The organism is Photobacterium sp. J15 (genome assembly GCF_963870815.1).
In the GTDB taxonomy this organism is placed as follows: domain Bacteria; phylum Pseudomonadota; class Gammaproteobacteria; order Enterobacterales; family Vibrionaceae; genus Photobacterium; species Photobacterium marinum.
Genome location: NZ_CAWMUI010000001.1, coordinates 910,674 through 929,279, shown reverse-complemented (window position 1 = coordinate 929,279; position 18,606 = coordinate 910,674). Strand labels below are relative to the sequence as shown.

At 47.2% G+C, this 18,606-nt stretch carries 15 protein-coding genes; 8 read left to right on the top strand and 7 right to left on the bottom strand.

Features of this window, described 5'->3' with window-relative positions; all coding sequences use genetic code 11:
- The first annotated feature begins 51 nt into the window (after positions 1 to 51).
- Entirely contained in the window at positions 52 to 750 is a 699-nt protein-coding gene (gene queC, locus AACQ93_RS04635) for a 7-cyano-7-deazaguanine synthase QueC (protein WP_064602509.1), read from the top strand.
- Between the two features lie 113 nt (positions 751 to 863).
- On the opposite strand, the gene prmB is transcribed toward queC, so the two are convergent.
- Positions 864 to 1,796 carry a 50S ribosomal protein L3 N(5)-glutamine methyltransferase gene (prmB, locus tag AACQ93_RS04630; RefSeq protein ID WP_007468257.1) on the bottom strand — a complete coding sequence of 311 codons (933 nt, stop codon included), beginning with the start codon at positions 1,794 to 1,796 and terminating at the stop codon, positions 864 to 866.
- A 56-nt stretch (positions 1,797 to 1,852) separates the two neighbouring features.
- Here prmB and smrB point away from each other — a divergent pair, with 56 nt between their 5' ends.
- A complete protein-coding gene (gene smrB, locus AACQ93_RS04625) occupies positions 1,853 to 2,386 on the top strand; it encodes an endonuclease SmrB (protein ID WP_007468255.1) in 534 nt (177 codons plus the stop codon).
- A 92-nt stretch (positions 2,387 to 2,478) separates the two neighbouring features.
- Here smrB and AACQ93_RS04620 read toward each other — a convergent pair whose 3' ends face one another.
- Positions 2,479 to 2,841, bottom strand: coding sequence for a hypothetical protein (locus AACQ93_RS04620; protein WP_084418955.1), 363 nt, complete (start codon positions 2,839 to 2,841; stop codon positions 2,479 to 2,481).
- Between the two features lie 145 nt (positions 2,842 to 2,986).
- Entirely contained in the window at positions 2,987 to 3,460 is a 474-nt protein-coding gene (gene sixA, locus AACQ93_RS04615) for a phosphohistidine phosphatase SixA (RefSeq protein WP_064602507.1), read from the bottom strand.
- Between the two features lie 359 nt (positions 3,461 to 3,819).
- Between sixA and AACQ93_RS04610 the strand changes: the two genes are divergently transcribed.
- Positions 3,820 to 6,585 carry an insulinase family protein gene (locus AACQ93_RS04610; RefSeq protein WP_064602505.1) on the top strand — a complete coding sequence of 922 codons (2,766 nt, stop codon included), beginning with the start codon at positions 3,820 to 3,822 and terminating at the stop codon, positions 6,583 to 6,585.
- A gap of 70 nt (positions 6,586 to 6,655) precedes the next feature.
- Here AACQ93_RS04610 and fadJ read toward each other — a convergent pair whose 3' ends face one another.
- Positions 6,656 to 8,770 carry a fatty acid oxidation complex subunit alpha FadJ gene (gene fadJ, locus AACQ93_RS04605; RefSeq protein WP_064602503.1) on the bottom strand — a complete coding sequence of 705 codons (2,115 nt, stop codon included), beginning with the start codon at positions 8,768 to 8,770 and terminating at the stop codon, positions 6,656 to 6,658.
- Complete coding sequence (gene fadI, locus AACQ93_RS04600) at positions 8,770 to 10,080, bottom strand: acetyl-CoA C-acyltransferase FadI (protein ID WP_064602502.1); 1,311 nt, start codon at positions 10,078 to 10,080, stop codon at positions 8,770 to 8,772. Before fadI ends, fadJ begins: the two co-directional genes overlap by 1 nt.
- 562 nt (positions 10,081 to 10,642) lie before the next feature.
- Here fadI and AACQ93_RS04595 point away from each other — a divergent pair.
- The 5 genes from AACQ93_RS04595 (at position 10,643) to AACQ93_RS04575 (ending at position 16,007) form a co-directional block, all read left to right on the top strand.
- Complete coding sequence (locus tag AACQ93_RS04595; RefSeq protein ID WP_064602500.1) at positions 10,643 to 11,215, top strand: sigma-70 family RNA polymerase sigma factor; 573 nt, start codon at positions 10,643 to 10,645, stop codon at positions 11,213 to 11,215.
- On the top strand, positions 11,202 to 11,915 hold the full coding sequence (locus tag AACQ93_RS04590; protein WP_064602499.1) for a DUF3379 domain-containing protein: 714 nt from the start codon (positions 11,202 to 11,204) through the stop codon (positions 11,913 to 11,915). The genes AACQ93_RS04595 and AACQ93_RS04590 overlap by 14 nt, the downstream gene beginning before the upstream one ends.
- Positions 11,916 to 12,205: 290 nt before the next feature.
- Positions 12,206 to 13,486: an outer membrane protein transport protein gene (locus tag AACQ93_RS04585; protein WP_064602498.1), complete on the top strand. Its 1,281-nt coding sequence runs from the start codon at positions 12,206 to 12,208 to the stop codon at positions 13,484 to 13,486.
- A 345-nt stretch (positions 13,487 to 13,831) separates the two neighbouring features.
- On the top strand, positions 13,832 to 15,151 hold the full coding sequence (locus tag AACQ93_RS04580) for an outer membrane protein transport protein (protein WP_064606485.1): 1,320 nt from the start codon (positions 13,832 to 13,834) through the stop codon (positions 15,149 to 15,151).
- A gap of 208 nt (positions 15,152 to 15,359) precedes the next feature.
- Positions 15,360 to 16,007 carry a trimeric intracellular cation channel family protein gene (locus tag AACQ93_RS04575; protein ID WP_007468236.1) on the top strand — a complete coding sequence of 216 codons (648 nt, stop codon included), beginning with the start codon at positions 15,360 to 15,362 and terminating at the stop codon, positions 16,005 to 16,007.
- A gap of 85 nt (positions 16,008 to 16,092) precedes the next feature.
- Here AACQ93_RS04575 and aroC read toward each other — a convergent pair whose 3' ends face one another.
- Together aroC and rluF are read right to left on the bottom strand one after the other, a co-directional pair.
- Complete coding sequence (aroC, locus tag AACQ93_RS04570; RefSeq protein WP_064602496.1) at positions 16,093 to 17,178, bottom strand: chorismate synthase; 1,086 nt, start codon at positions 17,176 to 17,178, stop codon at positions 16,093 to 16,095.
- Positions 17,179 to 17,404: 226 nt separating this feature from the next.
- On the bottom strand, positions 17,405 to 18,499 hold the full coding sequence (gene rluF / locus AACQ93_RS04565; protein WP_064602493.1) for a 23S rRNA pseudouridine(2604) synthase RluF: 1,095 nt from the start codon (positions 18,497 to 18,499) through the stop codon (positions 17,405 to 17,407).
- Positions 18,500 to 18,606 lie beyond the last annotated feature (107 nt).

Here is an 18,606-nt window from a genome sequence, read left to right as displayed (position 1 = left end):
AGTCCCTACCGACTGTTTTTCGGTATGAACACAACACAGGACAACACAAATATGCGTAAAGCCGTAGTCGTTTTCAGTGGCGGCCAAGACTCCACTACCTGCCTGATCCAGGCAATTGCCAACTATGATGAAGTGCACTGCATCACTTTTGATTATGGTCAACGTCACAAGCTGGAAATCGAAGTGGCAGAATCCATCGCCAAAGAACTGGGCGTTGCTGCACACAAAGTAATGGATGTCGGCCTACTTAACGAACTGGCTATCAGCTCACTGACCCGCGACAACATTCCGGTTTCCCACGAGTTGCAGGACAATGGCCTGCCAAACTCTTTCGTTCCTGGCCGTAATATTCTGTTCCTGACTCTGGCCGGTATCTACGCCTACCAGATCGGTGCAGAAAGCGTAATCACCGGTGTCTGCGAAACAGATTTTTCCGGCTACCCGGACTGCCGTGACGAGTTCGTGAAATCAATCAACCAGTCGCTGGTACTGGGAATGGATCGTCCGCTGAACATTGAAACGCCACTGATGTGGCTGAACAAAGCAGAAACCTGGGCTCTGGCAGATCAATACAGCAAACTGAATTTTGTTCGCGAGAGAACCCTGACCTGCTATAACGGTGTAATTGGTGACGGCTGTGGTGACTGCCCGTCTTGCGATCTGCGCCGCGCGGGCCTTGAAGATTACCTGAATCATCAGGAAACAGTAATGGCGGCACTAAAAGCCAAGCAAGCTGAAGGTAATGCCTGATTCGCCAAATTGAAGGCAATATCAGCACTGCTGTCATGAATTTAAGAGCATGAATACAAAAAAACCGGAGTTCAAACTCCGGTTTTTTTTATGACTTTCAGTCTGTAGAAGACTTAGTCGCGGTACAGTGCGAAATCTTCCGCGCACTCAAGCAGCTGCTCACGAGTCAGCATGAATACACCGTGACCGCCGTTTTCAAATTCGATCCAGGTAAACGGAATATGCGGGTACTGCTCTTCCATATGGATCATTGAGTTGCCAACCTCACAAATAAGCACACCATCTTCTTTCAGATAATCCGGTGCATTAGCAAGGATGCGACGAACCAGCTTCAGACCATCAGTACCAGCAGCCAAACCCAGCTCAGGCTCATGACGGAACTCATCCGGCAGGCTGTCCATGTCTTCCTGGTCAACATACGGTGGGTTTGTCACGATCAGGTCGTACTTATCTTTCGGTACATCACGCAACAAATCAGAGCGAAGCGGGATCACCTGCTGTTCCAAACCGTGATCCTGAATATTCTGCTCTGCAACTTCCAGTGCATCTGTTGAAATATCAACAACATCCACTTCAGCTTCTGGGAAAGCATGAGCACAGGCAATACCGATACAACCACTACCTGTACACAGGTCCATAATGCGGGTCGGACGCTCTTTCAGGAAAGGTTCAAAGTTGTTTTCGATCAGCTCGCCAACCGGAGAACGCGGCACCAGCACACGCTCATCAACAAAGAACTCCATTCCACAGAACCAGGCCTTGTTTGTCAGGTATGCGACTGGCGTACGTTCGTTGATTCGGCGAATTACGCGCTCAACAATACGCAGGCGCTCGCTGCTTGTCAGGCGAGAAAAACGCACTTCTGACGGAATATCCAAAGGAAGATAAAGCGTTGGCAACACCAACTGTACCGCTTCGTCCCACGCATTATCAGTACCGTGACCGTAAAAAAGACCTGCGGCATTGAAACGGCTTACCGTCCAACGTAGCATGTCCTGCAATGTATGAAGTTCGTTGACGGCTTCGTCGACAAAAATCTTATCCAAAATAGCCTCCGAATGACGCTACAATACCGCTATAGAGTTGTTGGAATTTCATTGTTATGAATAAAAAAAATTATTCCCTGGAAGAGGACGACCTGGCACTCTTTCAGGATGCGGTTAAGGGCGTAAAAAAGTTGTCGCATGATACCATAATCACGCCGCGTCAACAGAGCTCAAAGCCGAATAAGCCAAAAGTATCGGAAAAAGAAACACAAAATCACGAGTTTTACTTCTCGGACGAATTTGAGCCCCACCTGAATGAGCAAGGGCCAATGCAATATGCTCGGACAGGAGTGTCAAAATACGAAGTGAAAAAATTGCGTCGCGGCGTTTATGTGCCGGATATGTACTTGGACATGCATGGCATGACGCAAAAGGAAGCAAAGCGCGAACTGGCAGCCATGATTGCAGCCTGCATCAAAGAAAATGTTTCATGTGCCTGTGTGATGCACGGGATCGGCAAACACATTCTGAAGCAAAAAGCGCCGCTTTGGCTGGCTCAACACCCAGATGTACTGGCTTTTCATCAAGCCCCGCTGGAGTTTGGCGGCGATGGTGCTTTGCTGGTATTGATCGAGATTCCCGAGAGATAGAAGGGCGACTTGGCTTCGACAATGTCAGCACCGAGAGACGAGAAATATTAACGAATAATCTCGTCTCTGCGGACTCTCACCCTTCAACAGTATTAGTATGTGTACTTAGCTAGCGAGCCAACGTTCACAACCTGGCCTTCAACAATCAGCCTAACCTCACCACCATCACAGATTTGCATACGGGTTTTAACAGCACCTTCACTGTAGTAGTGCTCACAGCTTCCGTTACGGGCACTGTCGATGCGGGAAAAGATAGTGATACCACCACCGGATGCAAACAGCCCTTGCGGAGCAGCAAAAGTCAGGGTACCGCCAGACTCAGAGATATGCATTTCTTCACTGAAGCCGTTTGCCCACTTAATCGCACCATTAGCATTAATACTTGGTGAACGTGGTCCCTGAACACACCCGGCCAGTAGAACAGCACAGAAGATAGCAATTAATTTACCTTTCATAGCAGTAACTTATTTATTCTTAATGGATGAATGATACTAAACCTTGCAGCAGGCAAAACCACTAAAGGCGAAAACTGAGCCCTGCTTCCAGAGCTCAAAACCTTTATCGGCCACTTTGGCAAATACCTTAACAACTTATTGAAAATTATCCTTCCGGATTGGCCTGCCACAAAAACTCGGCCTGTTCGCTGTCCGGGCAATAGTCAATCGCCGCAATCGCAGAGGTACGGAACATCGGAGCTTGAAGGCCGGGAACCAGTTCAGCCGTCAGATAGCCGACCAGAGGAAGATGAGAGACAAGCAATACATTTTCAGGGCGTTCAACCGCAATCATCGCTTTCAAATAAGCCGCGACGTCTTCGGCATCACCATAAGGAGTAATTTCATCAATAGTCATCAGACGCTTTGGCTGCGGCAGCTTATCGGCCATAACTGACCACGTCTGCTGTGCACGCAGATACGGGCTGATCCACACCAAATCGATGCCGTCATCCAGCTGACTGGCCAACTGTGAAGCCATTTGCTCAGAATGCACTTCCCCACAAGTCGTCAGAGGTCGCTCCTCATCACTGGGAGCGAAATGCTGCGCCTCACCGTGACGCATAATATATATTCGCATATTGCCTATCCAATAATACCGGCCCCCTGGTTATTTATACGGACCGAAGAACACCAAAAGATCTTGCTTAAGGTATGCATTTACTATCACATATGTTTTCGAATCAGGACCAGAATGAACATCAGGTATCGCGATATGCTAGCAAGTCCTGCCGACAGTAGGTAGCAATTCCGCCGATTCAATCACCGAACCGTGACCGGTGATACCTATTAAAAGCAGCAGGAACGGACAACTGTATCGCTACAAAATCAGGCACCCAATATCCGCTCTACTAAAATTTACTGTGGACCATATAATTTGCCACCCTCACTATTGAGCGTCATAATTAGCATAATTTCCTTAGAAAATAGGCCCTTCCCGTGCATAAAAGTCCGAATGACCCGAAAGAGTACCGCTACCTGACTTTGGAAAACGAACTCAAAGTTCTGCTGGTACATGATGCCGAGGCCCCCCGCTCTGCCGCTGCATTATCTGTGAATGTTGGCCATTTCGATGATCCTGAAGAACGCCAGGGAATGGCCCATTTTCTAGAACACATGCTTTTCCTTGGAACAGAAAAATATCCGAAGGTCGGTGAATTTCAAACTTTTATCAACCGTAGCGGTGGCAGTAACAATGCATGGACCGGCACAGAAAATACCACCTTCTTTTTTGAAGTAAGCCCACACGCATTTAATGAAGGTCTGGACCGTTTCGGCCAGTTCTTTACCGCGCCGCTGTTCAATGAAGAAGCCGTTGATAAAGAGCGCCAGGCTGTAGATTCAGAATACAAACTAAAAGTAAAAGACGATGTCCGCCGTCTTTATCAGGTGCACAAGGAAACCATTAATCAGGCTCACCCATTTTCTAAGTTTTCTGTCGGAGATTTGACAACCCTGGATGATCGCGACGACAAGTCTGTACGCGAAGAACTGCTTGAGTTTTATCAAACCCACTATTCAGCCAACCTGATGGCAACAGTGCTGCTCGGACCGCAGTCACTTGACGAACTGGAAGCCTTTGCCCGCACTTACTTCAACCATATTCCAAACCACGGTATCCCTAAAAAGGCCATTCCCGTACCTTTAGTGACTGAAGACGAAAAAGCGAAATTCATCACTATCGAGCCTATTAAAGAAGTGCGAAAGCTGACCCTTTCGTTTGCCCTGCCATCAGTTGAAAAATATTATCGTCAGAAACCGCTTTCTTATATTGCTCACTTATTGGGTAACGAAGGCAGCGGCAGTCTGATGTCAATGCTCAAGCGTAAAGGCTGGATCAATACCCTGGCAGCCGGTGGCGGCGTTAACGGCAGCAACTTCCGTGAATTTACCGTTGGCCTGAACCTGACACCAAAAGGCTTAGATCATATCGACGATATTGTGACTGCGGTATTCCAGTACATTGAACTGATCAAAAAACATGGGCTGAATGAGTGGCGTTACCAGGAGAAAAAATCCGTCCTGGAAATGGCCTTCCGCTATCAGGAAAAAAGCCGTCCACTTGATACTGTTAGCTACCTGGTCATGAACCTGTTCCACTATGATCCGGAAGATATCATTTACGGCGATTACATGATGGCCGGATATGATGAAGCACTGATCTGCGAACTACTTGATCACCTTACGCCGGATAACATGCGTCTTGTGCTGGTTGCGCAAGGTCTGGAATACGATCGCACAGCTCACTGGTATCACACCCCGTATTCAGTCACACCTATGTCTGATGCTCAGTTGAAACGCTGGCATCAACCGGGAGAAGAGACGGAACTTCAGCTACCCGAGGAAAACCCGTATATCTGTGAACGACTGGATCCTCATCCTCTGGCAACAAATGCCGATCAACCACCGCAACTGATCCAGGATCTGCCGGGATTTCGCCTCTGGTATAAGCAGGAAGAAGAGTTCCGTGTGCCCAAGGGCGTTGTTTATGTTGCTATCGATAGCCCGCATGCTGTTGATACACCAAGAAATATCGTCAAGACTCGCCTGTGTGTCGAAATGCTGCTGGACGCTATTAATGAGTCAGCCTACCCCGCAGAAATTGCCGGTATGTCTTACAACCTTTATGCCCATCAGGGCGGTGTTACTCTGCAGCTTTCAGGCTTCAGTGAAAAACAACCACTGTTGCTGAAAATGCTGCTGGAACGATTCGCTAACCGTACATTTAGCCTGGAGCGATTCCAGAATATCAAAGCACAAATGCTGCGAAACTGGCGCAATGCTGCCGAAGACAAACCAATATCTCAACTATTCAATCACCTGACTGGCTTGTTGCAGCCGAATAACCCGTCTTATCCAGTACTGATTGAAGCACTGGAGTCACTGGAAGTTGATGAGCTCCCAGCATTTGTTGAAGCCATGTTTGCCGAGTTACACATCGACACCTTTGTTTACGGCAACTGGCTGAAAGAAGAAGCACTGGAGTTGGCAGAAATCCTAAAAGATGCCTTCCGAGTTACGGATCAACTGTATGGTGAGTCTCAACGCCCATTGGTACGACTGGGTCAATCCGGAACCCGCAACTATGAAGTCAACTGTAACCATGCTGACTCAGCGATCCTGATGTATTACCAGTCCCGGCAGGCAACACCCCGTAAGATTGCGATCTACACCCTGGCTAATCACCTGATGTCGACCACATTTTTCCATGAACTTCGCACCCGTCAGCAGCTGGGTTATATGGTCGGAACGGCCAACCTGCCGCTCAATCGTCACCCGGGCCTGATCCTGTACATTCAGTCTCCGGTTGCCGCACCAGCGCAACTATCCGAAGCCATTGACGATTTCACCAATGCTTTTGCGCTGGTACTGCTGGAACTTAATGAAGAACAATGGCAAGCCAGTAAGCAAGGACTGATTGCCCAAATTTCCGAGCCAGATACCAACCTTCGCACCCGAGCCCAGCGATTCTGGGTCAGCATCGGTAACAAGGACACCGAGTTCAACCAGCGCCAGAAAGTGGTTGAAGAGCTGAGAAACCTCAGCCGTGCAGATATGGTGCGATTCCTGGTTGACGTCATCAAACCACGAACCTCAAACCGCCTGGTCATGCACTGCAAAGGACAAGCGCATGATAATTTGGAGTCTCTTGATATCGGAGACGAAATCGAGTCAATCATCGACTTCCAGAAAGATGCCCGCTAAGCAATTGAAATCACGTTAATAAAAAAAAGGCCTGCAATTGCAGGCCTTTGTTATTTCTATTGTTGCAAAGTTATAGCGGATAGAAACACTGGTTTTCTTTCGCCATCGCCACCAGCTTCTCACATGGCTTGAAGCGCTCGCCGTATTTATCAGCATGCTCATTAAGCAGCTCAACCACTTTGTTAACACCCAGCTGATCCATATAGCGGAAAGGACCGCCCAAGAACGGCGGGAAACCGATACCGAAAATAGCACCAATATCACCATCACGGGCTGACTTAACGACACCTTCATCCAGACAACGAGCAGCCTCGTTCAGCATCATCAGCGTACAACGCATCGCCAAATCCAAGCCTTCCGCTTTTTTCTCCGGCTCAATATTCAGCAATTTGTAAACGCTCTTATCAACCGTCTTCTTCTTGGTGTTGTAAAGGTAGAAACCTTTACCGCTCTTTCGCCCTTTGCGACCATCATTGAGCAGAGTCTCAAACACGTCCGGGCCTTTGAAGCGATCACCCAGCTCCCTGACCATGATAGGCATGATCTTGGCTCCGATATCCACCCCGACTTCATCCAACAAAGTGATCGGACCGACCGGGAAACCAAAATCAAGCAGCGCGTTATCCAGATGCTCAATAGGTTCACCGCTGAGTAAAGCCGACGCCGCCTCATTCATATAGGGAGCCAAGATACGGTTAACGTAGAAACCGGCCTTGTCCCCGACCACGATCGCCGTTTTACCCTGTTTCTTGGCCAATGACACCACAGTCGCCACCGTCTCAGGTGATGTGCGTTCGTGAGGGATAACCTCCACCAGCGGCATTTTTTCAACTGGGCTGAAGTAGTGCAGACCAACCACATTTTCCGGACGCTCCGCCGCTTCAGCTATCTGATGAATCGGCAGCGAAGAAGTATTAGTTGCGAAGATTGTTTCCGGCTTAGTATTATTTTCAATCTCCTTCACCATCTGATGCTTAAGCTTCAGATCCTCAAATACCGCTTCTATCACCACATCAACAGATTTGAAGCCGGTGTAATCAATCCCACCTGTAATTCGCATCATCTGCTTCTGCAGCTGAGCTTTACTGATAATGCGACGCTTGCGCTTCTTATCCAGTAACTTGAAGTTATAAGCCATTGCGTTCAGCAAGCCGTCATTGCTGATATCCTTAACTCTTACCGGATAGCCTGCTTTGGTTGCAGTCACATTGCTGATACCTCCGCCCATCAAGCCGCCGCCAAGCACGCCGACGCTATGGACAGACTTAGGCTCTGCATCCGATCCAGTCTCTTTCTTCATTGCAGTGGTGGCAAAGAAAATACTGCGCAATGCTGCAGACTCAGGTGTCATTACCAGCTCACCGAAACGCTTGGCTTCCACTTTCAAGCCTTTTTTCATACCGTTTTGCAGGCCATATTTTATAACCTCCAGAATGGCATCAGCCGCTGGATAATTACCGCGGGTTTTCTCACGGGTTTTCTTCGCAGCCTGATCGAATACCAGTGAACGCCCCAGCGAATTACCACCTAACGCCCATTCTTGGAAACTGTGCTTGCGCTTCGGCTTTGGTTTCAGCGCCTGCTCCTCGGCAATATCCAATAGGATACTCTGTGGAACAACCTCATCAGCCACGCCAAGTTTTTTCGCTTTCTTCGCACGCAGCTGTTTGCCGGTCAGAATCATATCCAGAGCATTCGCCAGCCCAATCAAACGAGGCAAACGCTGAGTACCACCGGAGCCTGGCAACAGACCTAATTGAACCTCAGGTAAACCCAGACGGGTTTTATCATCATCGGAGCACACGCGACTGTGGCAGGCTAGTGCCAATTCCATACCACCGCCCAAACAAGGTCCGTGAATCGCAGCAACAACATGAAATGGCAACGCTTCAAGCTCAGCAAACAACTCCTGCCCTTTCGCTGCCAGCTGCTCAGCTTCTTCCGCCGAGTTGCAGGCCGCCAGCATTCGAATATCAGCACCGGCAATAAAATTGTCCGGCTTACCGGAATAAACCACCATGCCTTTGATATCAGACTGCTTCTTCAGCTCTGCCAGTACATCTGTCACCTGCTCAGCAAAAGCTGACTGCAGGGTATTCATTTTCTCGTCCGGCACATCGATCTTCAGCCAGGCAACGCCGTTATCACCATAAGATAAGGTAAATGCGGATACTTGTTCGCTCATTATTCTGCCTCCAGGATCATTGCTGCGCCTAAACCACCGGCTGCACAGGCGGTGTTCAATGCAAATCCGCCACCACGACGCTGCAACTCACGCAACGTCTGAGTGATCATCCGGGCACCGGTTGCGGCAAACGGGTGCCCGTAAGCAATCGAGCCCCCCAATACGTTAAACTTGTCCATATCAATTTCACCGATTGGCTGGCTACGTCCCAACTTTTCTTCAGCGAACTTCTTCGAACCAAACATTTTCACATTCGCCAGCGTCTGTGCAGCAAATGCTTCATGCATGTCGATCAATGTCATATCAGATAAGTTCAAACCGGCTCGTTCAAGTGCAATTGGTGTGGCATAAGACGGCCCCATCAGCATATCTTTTTCTACACCGATAGCTGCAAATGCGTAGGAACGGATATAACCCAATGGTTTGAGCCCCAAGGCTTTTGCCCGCCCTTCCCGCATCAGTAATAGCGCGGCAGCACCATCAGTCAACGGTGTTGAGTTAGCCGCCGTAACTGAACCGAACTTGCGGTCAAAGGCCGGGCGCAATTTAGCGTAAGACTCCAGAGTAGAATCTTCACGGATGTTGTTATCTTTATCGATCCACTGACGGTATGGTTCGGGGAACGCAGTGATGACTTCATCTTGAATAAGACCATCACGCCACGCCTGAGCAGCAAGAGTGTGGGAACGGTGAGCCAGTTCATCCTGCTGCTGACGGGTAATGCCGTGGCTTTTTGCCATCTGCTCTGCCGTCTGCCCCATGCTTAGGCCAGTCGAGTATTCAGCTACAGCGGGCGGCACTGGCATCAAATCTTTCACACTGAGCTTGCTGAGCAGTTTTAAACGCTTCCCCATGGTTTTCGCTTTGCTCAGTTCCAGCAGTGTAGCAGCAAGCTTTTTCGATACACCGATTGGCAATACAGATGATGAGTCAGCACCACCGGCAATGCCAATATCAATGGTGCCGGAAATGATACTTTCAGCCACGTTGGCGGCCGCCTGGAAACTGGTCGCACACGCTCGGGTAACGCTGTAAGCGTCAGTGCCGATATTCATCCCGGTACCCAATACAATTTCGCGGGCGATATTCGGCGCTTCCGGCATCTGTACAACCTGACCAAATACCACCTGATCAATGATTTGCGGATCAAAGTCGATCTGCTGCATCATTTCATTGACCACCATTTTCCCCATATCCAGCGCAGGAACACCATTGAAGGCGGTCGCCTGACGTGCAAAAGGGGTACGTAATCCACTTACAACTGCGATGCGCTCACCCTGATTTGTGGTGAGGTTCTGGAGACGTGTCATCGCTACTCCTTATCATGATTTGCAGGGCACCTAAGGTGCGAGTTTAGAGGTCTGACCACAACAATTGTAATTAAGTTGTTATTAATTTCAAACAATTGTTTTAAGTATGTGACTTCGCAAGCTTCAAGACGAAGACCAAAGAAAAGCGCAAATAATTAATAAGAATAGATATGCAACGGAGGACTTAATAGTGAAATTTAGGCAAAAAAAAACCATACCGATATGGTATGGTTATAATTTACGCGGAATTACATCCACGTAAGGTATAAGTCAATTAACATAAAGCCAATTGCAAATCAGGTAAAACCTGATAGGAGAAAGTAAAGTCAGCCTTCAAAAGGAAGTTGTCATCTTGCTCAACAGATAGTAATCAAAAAAACAGACCTGATCCTCAGAACCGAATTGATGCTTACCATCAGATGACGGTAACTACTATAGCTTCCTCACGAAGACAAAATTTGAACCAGATCAATTTTAGTGCTGATAATCCTCTTATTCATGCAATCGCTGAATAAAACAAACGCAAATAAACAAAGCGATTTCTAATTTGATAGGCAACTATATGATTAAGCAATTTTTTCGTAAGAAAAAGCCAGATGCCTCGGTCTCTGTAGACATGAATAAACAAAGACGTTATGAAGCCCTCGTCCGGGCTTGGCATCGGGACTTGTATCGCTATGCCTACTGGTTATGTCATGATCCTCATATTGCGGAGGATCTGGTGCAAGAAACCTGTTTACGAGCGTGGCGCTCTCTCGACAGCCTTCAGGACGACAACGCCGCCAAATCCTGGCTGATTACTATTTTGCGCAGGGAAAATGCGCGTCGATTTGAACGTAAGCAACTGGATTTGGTTGATATTGATGACTATGCCGTCTCTGATACCAGCCACCAGGGTTCAGAAATGGACTTGGAACAGCAGATTTTGCACAAGCAGATAATGAAGCTGTCACCTGAATACCGAGAGCCCTTAGTGTTGCAAGTGATGGCTGGATTCAGCGGAGAAGAAATCGCTGAAATTCTTGGCCTGAATCGCAATACAGTAATGACACGCTTGTTCCGTGCCAGAAATCAATTAAAAGAGCAGATAGAGAAACAATCCGATCGGAGGGGCCAACACAATGGACGATCTTGAATTCCGTCGTCGTATCCTGGCAGATCCAAATGACAACAGCCAGGAAATGCTTGAAGCGAGAAATGAATCGATCGCTAATCGCAAGCTGGCAGATGAACTGTTACAGCTCGATGCAAAGCTCGAAAAAGTATTGAAAGTCAATGTACCGGACGATCTGGCCGATCGCATTTTATTCCATCAATCCGGTCAGCCAGAACAAAAACGGAACAAAACCCGATTTCATCTTGCTATTGCCGCTTCTGTTGCCTTTGTTTTCGGCTTGCTCGTCGGCCAAGTTAACTTCCTGCCAGCCCCAGTTCAGACCAGCAGTGACGTAGCTCATGTAGCACTAGAACACATTTATGCAGAAGCGCCTTTTATCGACAGTATTGATGAAGCGGTCAGTCTGCAGCAGGTCAATGCAAAACTGAATCCTTTTGGTTCTGAGTTCAACAACCTGCCCGGTCATATTTACTATGTGAACCATTGTGGCTTCGGAAACAAGAATGCACTACACATGGTAATGGCAACCGACTCCGGAAAAGTCACCGTCTTTGTTGTACCGGAAAAAAGTCCGAATATGACCTCATTCAATGACAATAAAATGCAGGGTGTTGTGATGCCTCTTCAAAATGCCAGCCTGATTGTTGTCGGCGATAAAGGACAAAATATCGCCCCTGTCGCTAAGCGTTTGGAATCTGAGCTAAATTGGGAAATTTAACAAGCTTACATAAAAATCCGGCGATCATTGGTAAAACCAATACCAATGTTCGCTTTGATTTGCCATAAAAATAAATCAATTCAAGTTGTTACTCACGTTGCATAACACGCTTTTTATTACCTCTTCTAACGCTATTCCTTCATTAGACTGCCAATTAAGTTATTAACTTAGCGATTACAAGCAATAAGTTAGTAACTGGTCTGATTTGATACGTCAGGCTGCACCAATACAATCTGCTTCCTCTGCAAAAAAGCAGAAGATTAATACCTATTTTAGGAATAACAATAAATATGAATAAGAAGCGTCTGTTTACACAATCAGTGGTTGCTGTAGCAATCACCATGGCATCTCAGCAAGCACTGGCTGCTGGCTTCCAACTTAACGCACAATCTGCAACAGGCCTTGGCCGTGCATTTGCGGGTGATGCAGTTATCGCTGACAACGCATCAGCAATGGCACGTAACGCAGCGGCAATGGCACTGTTTGACGCGCCTGCAATTTCACTGGGTATCAATGCTATTGACACAGATATCAAAGTTAAAAATGCAGAATACTCAACACCGGATCTGACAAATATCCCTAACTATCAAACACACTCTCTGGATGATCAGCAAATTGGTGATGTCTCATATGCACCAAACATTTACTACATCCACCCAGTGAACGATAAGTGGGCTGTTGGTGCTGGTATCTACTCGAACTTTGGTACTAAAACAGAATTCAGCGACAGCTACCCGGCGAATGAATACGGCGGTCTGACTGACGTTAAAAGTGTTAACTTCGCTCTGAGCACTTCTTATCGTATCAACGAAGAATGGAGCGTTGGTGGTGGCCTGGATGTGATCTACGGCAAAGGCAAGCTTCAACGTTCTAACGAGAACTTCGGTGGCAAACTTGTTGATGTTGATGCAGATGGCATCGGCTTCGGCTGGAACGTTGGCACTGTGTATGAGTACAACGAAAACAACCGCTTTGGCCTGTCTTACCGCTACAGCCCAGAAATTGAAGTTGAGGGCGATATGCTCTTTGCTGGTTCTAAAACTGGCAACCCAAATATCAGCAACGATAAGCTAAAAATGCCTCTGCCTGATATGGCCGAATTCTCAGGCTTCCATAAGCTTAATGAAAAGTTTGCTGTTCACTACAGTGTTCAGTGGATTGGCTGGAGTGCTTTTGACAAACTGGAAACAACTGGTGGCGATGTCCTGAACACTTACGAGTGGCAAGACGGCTGGCACTACGCAATTGGTGGTACTTACTACCTAAACAACGACTGGACTCTACGTACCGGTTACATGTACGACACCAGCGCACAGGATCAGAAGACTTCTATCTCAGTGCCTGACTCAGATCGTCAGTGGTTCTCTGCAGGCTTCACGTACCACATTGACTCTAAATCTAATATCGATTTTGGTCTAACTTACCTACTGGGTAAAGAAGTAAACGTAACGGAATCAACACCGAATCCGAATCCGGCAACAAGCTCAATTTACCCTGACGCATCGCGCATCAAAGCAACAACTCAAGCTAATGCGCTGCTATACGGTATCCAGTACAGCCGCTCGTTCTAATTCAGCGAATACAGAACATTTATCACACAAAAGGGAGCCACTTGGCTCCCTTTTTTATATTTATTATATTTCAATAACTTAAGTTGATTTAGGTAAGTTTGCATCCTATTAACAGCTAATTTCAGTGAACACTCCGTCGCTGAAAGTGCCATATCAGTACACAAGTGTACGCTGAAATCTCATCCGACCAGATTGCATTGTTTGTTTTTTACCAGATATACAACCAAAATTAAGAGCCAAAGCAAAATTATCAACTTAATCATTCGTCTGAATAAAGATTTACTTAAAGCTTTTACTCTAAGGCGTATGATTCGCAGCATTAAATTTCAGCGAACATTAAGACTGATGAACAAGAACAAAATTACTCTTTCACTGGCTGCAGCAGTAACTCTGGGCCTGAGCACTAACGCAATGGCAGCAGGTTTCCAACTTGCTGAGTACTCTGCAACAGGCCTTGGCCGCGCATTTGCCGGTGAAGCAGCAATGGCTGACAATGCCAGTGCACAGTTCCGCAACCCGGCGATGATGACTTACCTTGAAGGTACCCAGATCTCTACCGGTGCAATCTACGTTGATCCTAACATTGACGTTAAAGGCCAGACTAAATTCGGTCCAATGTCTTACCAGACTGAAAGCAAAGATATTGCAAACTCAGCTGTGATCCCAAACTTCTACCTGTCTCATCAAATCAATGATCAATGGGTTGCAGGTCTGGCAATTGCAACCAACTTTGGTATGGAAACCGATCTGGGCACGGATTTTTACGGTTCACAGTTTGGTAATCAGGCTATGGTTAAGTCTGTCGAGATTAACCCTAACTTGGCTTACAAAATTAATGACGAGTTTAGCATTGGTGGTGGTGTTCGCTATGTAATGGGCGAAGGCCACTTCGGCGCATCTATGCCAAACTCACTACCAGCAGAAATTGAACCTGCTCTTGGAGCACTGGCTAATTTTAAAGGTAAAGACCTGAAATACATGGAAGGTGACGATGAAGCTTGGGGTTGGCAGCTGGGTGCCGCTTGGCAAATCAACCCGGACCACCGTGTTGGTGTGAACTACCGCTCAGAAGTTAACTTTAACCTTGAAGGTCAAGCCTCAGGACTATCATACACTGGCGCTTCTGGTGTTATGACAGGCAAAACTTTACCCGGCAGCATGAAGCTAACACTGCCAGCTACAGCTGAAATCGCCAGCTACCACCAGCTGACAGAAAAACTAGCTATGCACGCAAGCTTCAACTGGACTGACTGGAGCAGCTTTGAAAAGCTGGTTGCTGTTATTCCTGGTCACCCAAGCAGCCCAGATACCATCAAGGTAGAAAACTGGAAAGATAATTACCGCCTGGCTGTAGGTACAACTTACCAGCTAAATAACAAACTGGCACTGCGCTCAGGTGTAGCTTACGATACTTCAGCGGTTGATGATCAGTACCGTACACAAACTATCCCTGAAACCGATCGCCTATGGCTGAGCTTGGGTGCAGGTTATGCGTGGTCTGAAAACCTGACTTTCGATGCTGGCTTCACTTACATCTTTGCTAAAGATGCTTCAATGAAAGAAGAACTAGATCTGAATCATGATAAGAAAGCTGACACAACTTTCTCAGGTGAAACAACAGGTAATGTTTGGCTGGTTGGTGTTCAGGCGAGCTACCGTTTCTAAACCGGTATAGAATATTTAGCATGCTAAAGCGCTGAGTTTTAGCAACTAAATTAAGAGGGAGTGCATTGCTATGCACTCCCTTTTTTATATGCCCTTATACATGAGCTGAATTCATCTATAACGAAAAACTTTTCATTCGACGCTGCATACTCTGCTACTTAAAATCGCAGCCTCTCTTGCATTCTTTAGTATTTCATCAAGTTATCTCATGCTTTTAACAACACTTTATATTATCGGCATTACTGCCGAAGCGATGACCGGTGCTCTGGCTGCAGGCAAGCGTCATATGGATTGGTTTGGCGTGATGCTGGTTGCCAGTGCAACTGCTATTGGCGGCGGTACGGTACGCGATATCCTGTTAGGCCATTACCCTCTGGGCTGGGTCGCACACCCGCAATACCTGGTAATTACCTGCCTGGCAGGCTTATTTACCACAATTGTGGCACCGATGGTGGTCCGTTTCCATAAAGTGTTTGTCCTACTTGATTCACTAGGATTAATTGTTTTCAGTATTATCGGTTGCCGGGTCGCTATGGATATGAACCTACCGGTTCTGATCTGTATTGTTGCAGCCGTTGTGACAGGTGTTTTTGGTGGCCTGCTTCGCGATCTGATCTGTCGTCGCCCGCCAATGGTGCTGCATAAAGAATTGTATGCATCAGTTGCATTCATGGCTGGCGGTATGTACTACGGCATGCTTTACCTGAGCATTCCAGAAACAATCACCACCATTACAACACTGGTAGTTGGCTTTTTCGTCCGTGTTGCCGCGGTGCAATATGGCTGGAGCCTACCGGTATTCCGGTTCGATGAAATCGAAAACAACGAACCGAAAAAAGCAGAGTCGAATTCATAACAAAAAAGCGAGGGCCAAAAGGCTCTCGCTTTTTTTCATCTCATTACTTAACTAAAAAATAACTATCTCTTTGTTATTTCCTACATCAAATTTTTGGGGTTTCCGTTATCACATCAGCATTTTGTCCGCGATGACGAAGCAAGTGATCCATCAGAGTAATCGCTAACATTGCTTCTGCTATCGGCACGGCACGGATACCCACGCAAGGGTCGTGACGCCCTTTCGTAATCACCTCTGCACTTTCTCCCTGACGAGTGATTGTCTCTCCGGGAACGGTAATACTGGAGGTTGGCTTAAGCGCAATATGCGCCACAATATCCTGACCGGAAGAAATCCCGCCTAAAATGCCACCGGCATGGTTCGATTTGAAACCTTCTGGCGTCATCTCATCGCGGTGCTGGCTGCCACGCTGATTAACTACGTCAAAACCGTCACCAATTTCAACTCCTTTCACCGCATTGATACTCATCAGCGAGTGAGCAATATCAGCATCAAGGCGATCAAATACTGGCTCACCCAGTCCGACAGGGACATTACGAGCAACGACTGTCAGCTTCGCACCAATAGAATCGCCGTCTTTCTTCAACTGACGGATCAGCTCATCAAAAGCCTCGACTTTATCAGCATCAGGACAAAAAAACGCATTCTGTTCAATCTGATCCCAGTCGACCTTATCAACCGTCACACCTCCCATCTGGGAAAGGTAAGCGCGCACTTCAATACCGTGAACCTGCTGGAGGTATTTCTTGGCTACCGCACCGGCTGCGACTCGCATGGCAGTCTCACGGGCTGATGAACGACCACCGCCCCGGTAATCACGGATACCATACTTCTGATGATAGGTATAATCGGCATGGCCCGGACGGAAGAGCTCTTTGATATTAGAATAATCTTTAGAACGCTGATCGGTGTTCTCAATCAGCAAACCAATTGAAGTCCCGGTAGTTTTACCTTCAAACACCCCAGACAGAATTTTCACCTCATCCGGTTCACGACGTTGGGTTGTGTATTTGGATGTTCCCGGACGTCGACGGTCCAGATCATGCTGCATGTCCGTTTCTGTCAGTTCTAATCCCGGCGGGCATCCGTCAATAATGCAACCAAGAGCCAGCCCATGACTTTCACCAAATGTCGTGACGCGAAACAGTTGTCCAATCGTATTGCCTGCCATTACTTCCCCTGTGCTTTCTGAAATCTGTTTAACCCGCCATTACTTTCGGCTTGATCTAGTTGATGAATACATAGTGCAAATTCGTCGCTACGAATGCAAGCAAGGAATAGGTAATAGCAAAACATGAGAGAAACAACATAAAAAAACACCCATTACCGTTCATTCGGCAATGGGTGTCTTAGTAACCGGTAATGCGGGCTATGCTAAAACAGAAACGAAAGACGAATTATGACTCTTTCTTCGATTTCCACTTCTTAATGCCGCTAGAACTGCCTGAGCGAGAACCATCTGACTTAGGACCACGAGAGAATTCATTCTCCTGACCCGGCTTGCGATGGCTCGACTTATAACCACGGTTCGGACGAGAGCCTCGACGGTCATCAGAACGTGAATCATCACGGCTGTCCGAACGACGTTTACGGTTAAACTCGCCCTTACCTTTATAAGTCTTGTATTTAACGTTTCCGTTATCACGATCTTCTTTATCGCTCTGGCGGCTGTCATACAGCTTGGCATCGGTTGCTTTCTTGATGGCACGGCCAGTACCGTCAACGCGCGAAGCATCCTCATCATTACTTGATTCAGCTACCAGGCTTTGAATTTCAGCAATCTCAGCATCGGTCAGGTAACGCCATTTGCCATTCGGCAGACCGTCGATGCTGATGTTCATGATACGTACACGACGCAGTTTGAATACATCATAGCCCAGTGCTTCACACATACGGCGAATCTGACGGTTCAGGCCCTGAGTCAGCACGATACGGAACGAATAGTTCGTTTCCTTCGTCACCTTACAAGGCAAGGTAACAGTATCCAGAATTTCAACACCGGAAGCCATTTTATCCAGGAATTCCTGGGTAATTTGCTTATCAACACGTACCACGTATTCCTTCTCGTGCGAGTTACCTGCACGCAGGATCTTGTTAACGATGTCTCCGTCATTGGTCAGGAAAATCAAACCGTCAGAAGGTTTATCCAAGCGACCAATCGGGAAAATACGCTTGCGGTGACCGATAAAGTCAACAATGTTATCTTTAACGTGACGCTCTGTGGTACAGGTAATACCGGTTGGTTTATTCAAGGCGATATAAATCGGCTTTTCCTTGGCACGCAGCGGCTTATCGTCCACCAGCACTTCGTCATCCGGCTGAACTTTCACCCCCATTTCCGGTAGTTGACCGTTAATGGTGACTCGTCCCTGCTCAATAAGCTTGTCTGCTTCACGTCGTGAGCAGTAGCCGGTATCACTGATAAATTTATTTAGTCGAACTGCTTTAGACTGATTTTGGTCAGCAGCATTCTGAGGCTGGTTCTGAGACATGGTTCTCTTCTTTAAATAGGCGTTTCGCAACGCATCCAAGGACATGAAAATTTCAATAGCGGTCAATTCTACCAATCCCGGTGACAACAAGAAAATAAATATTGCGT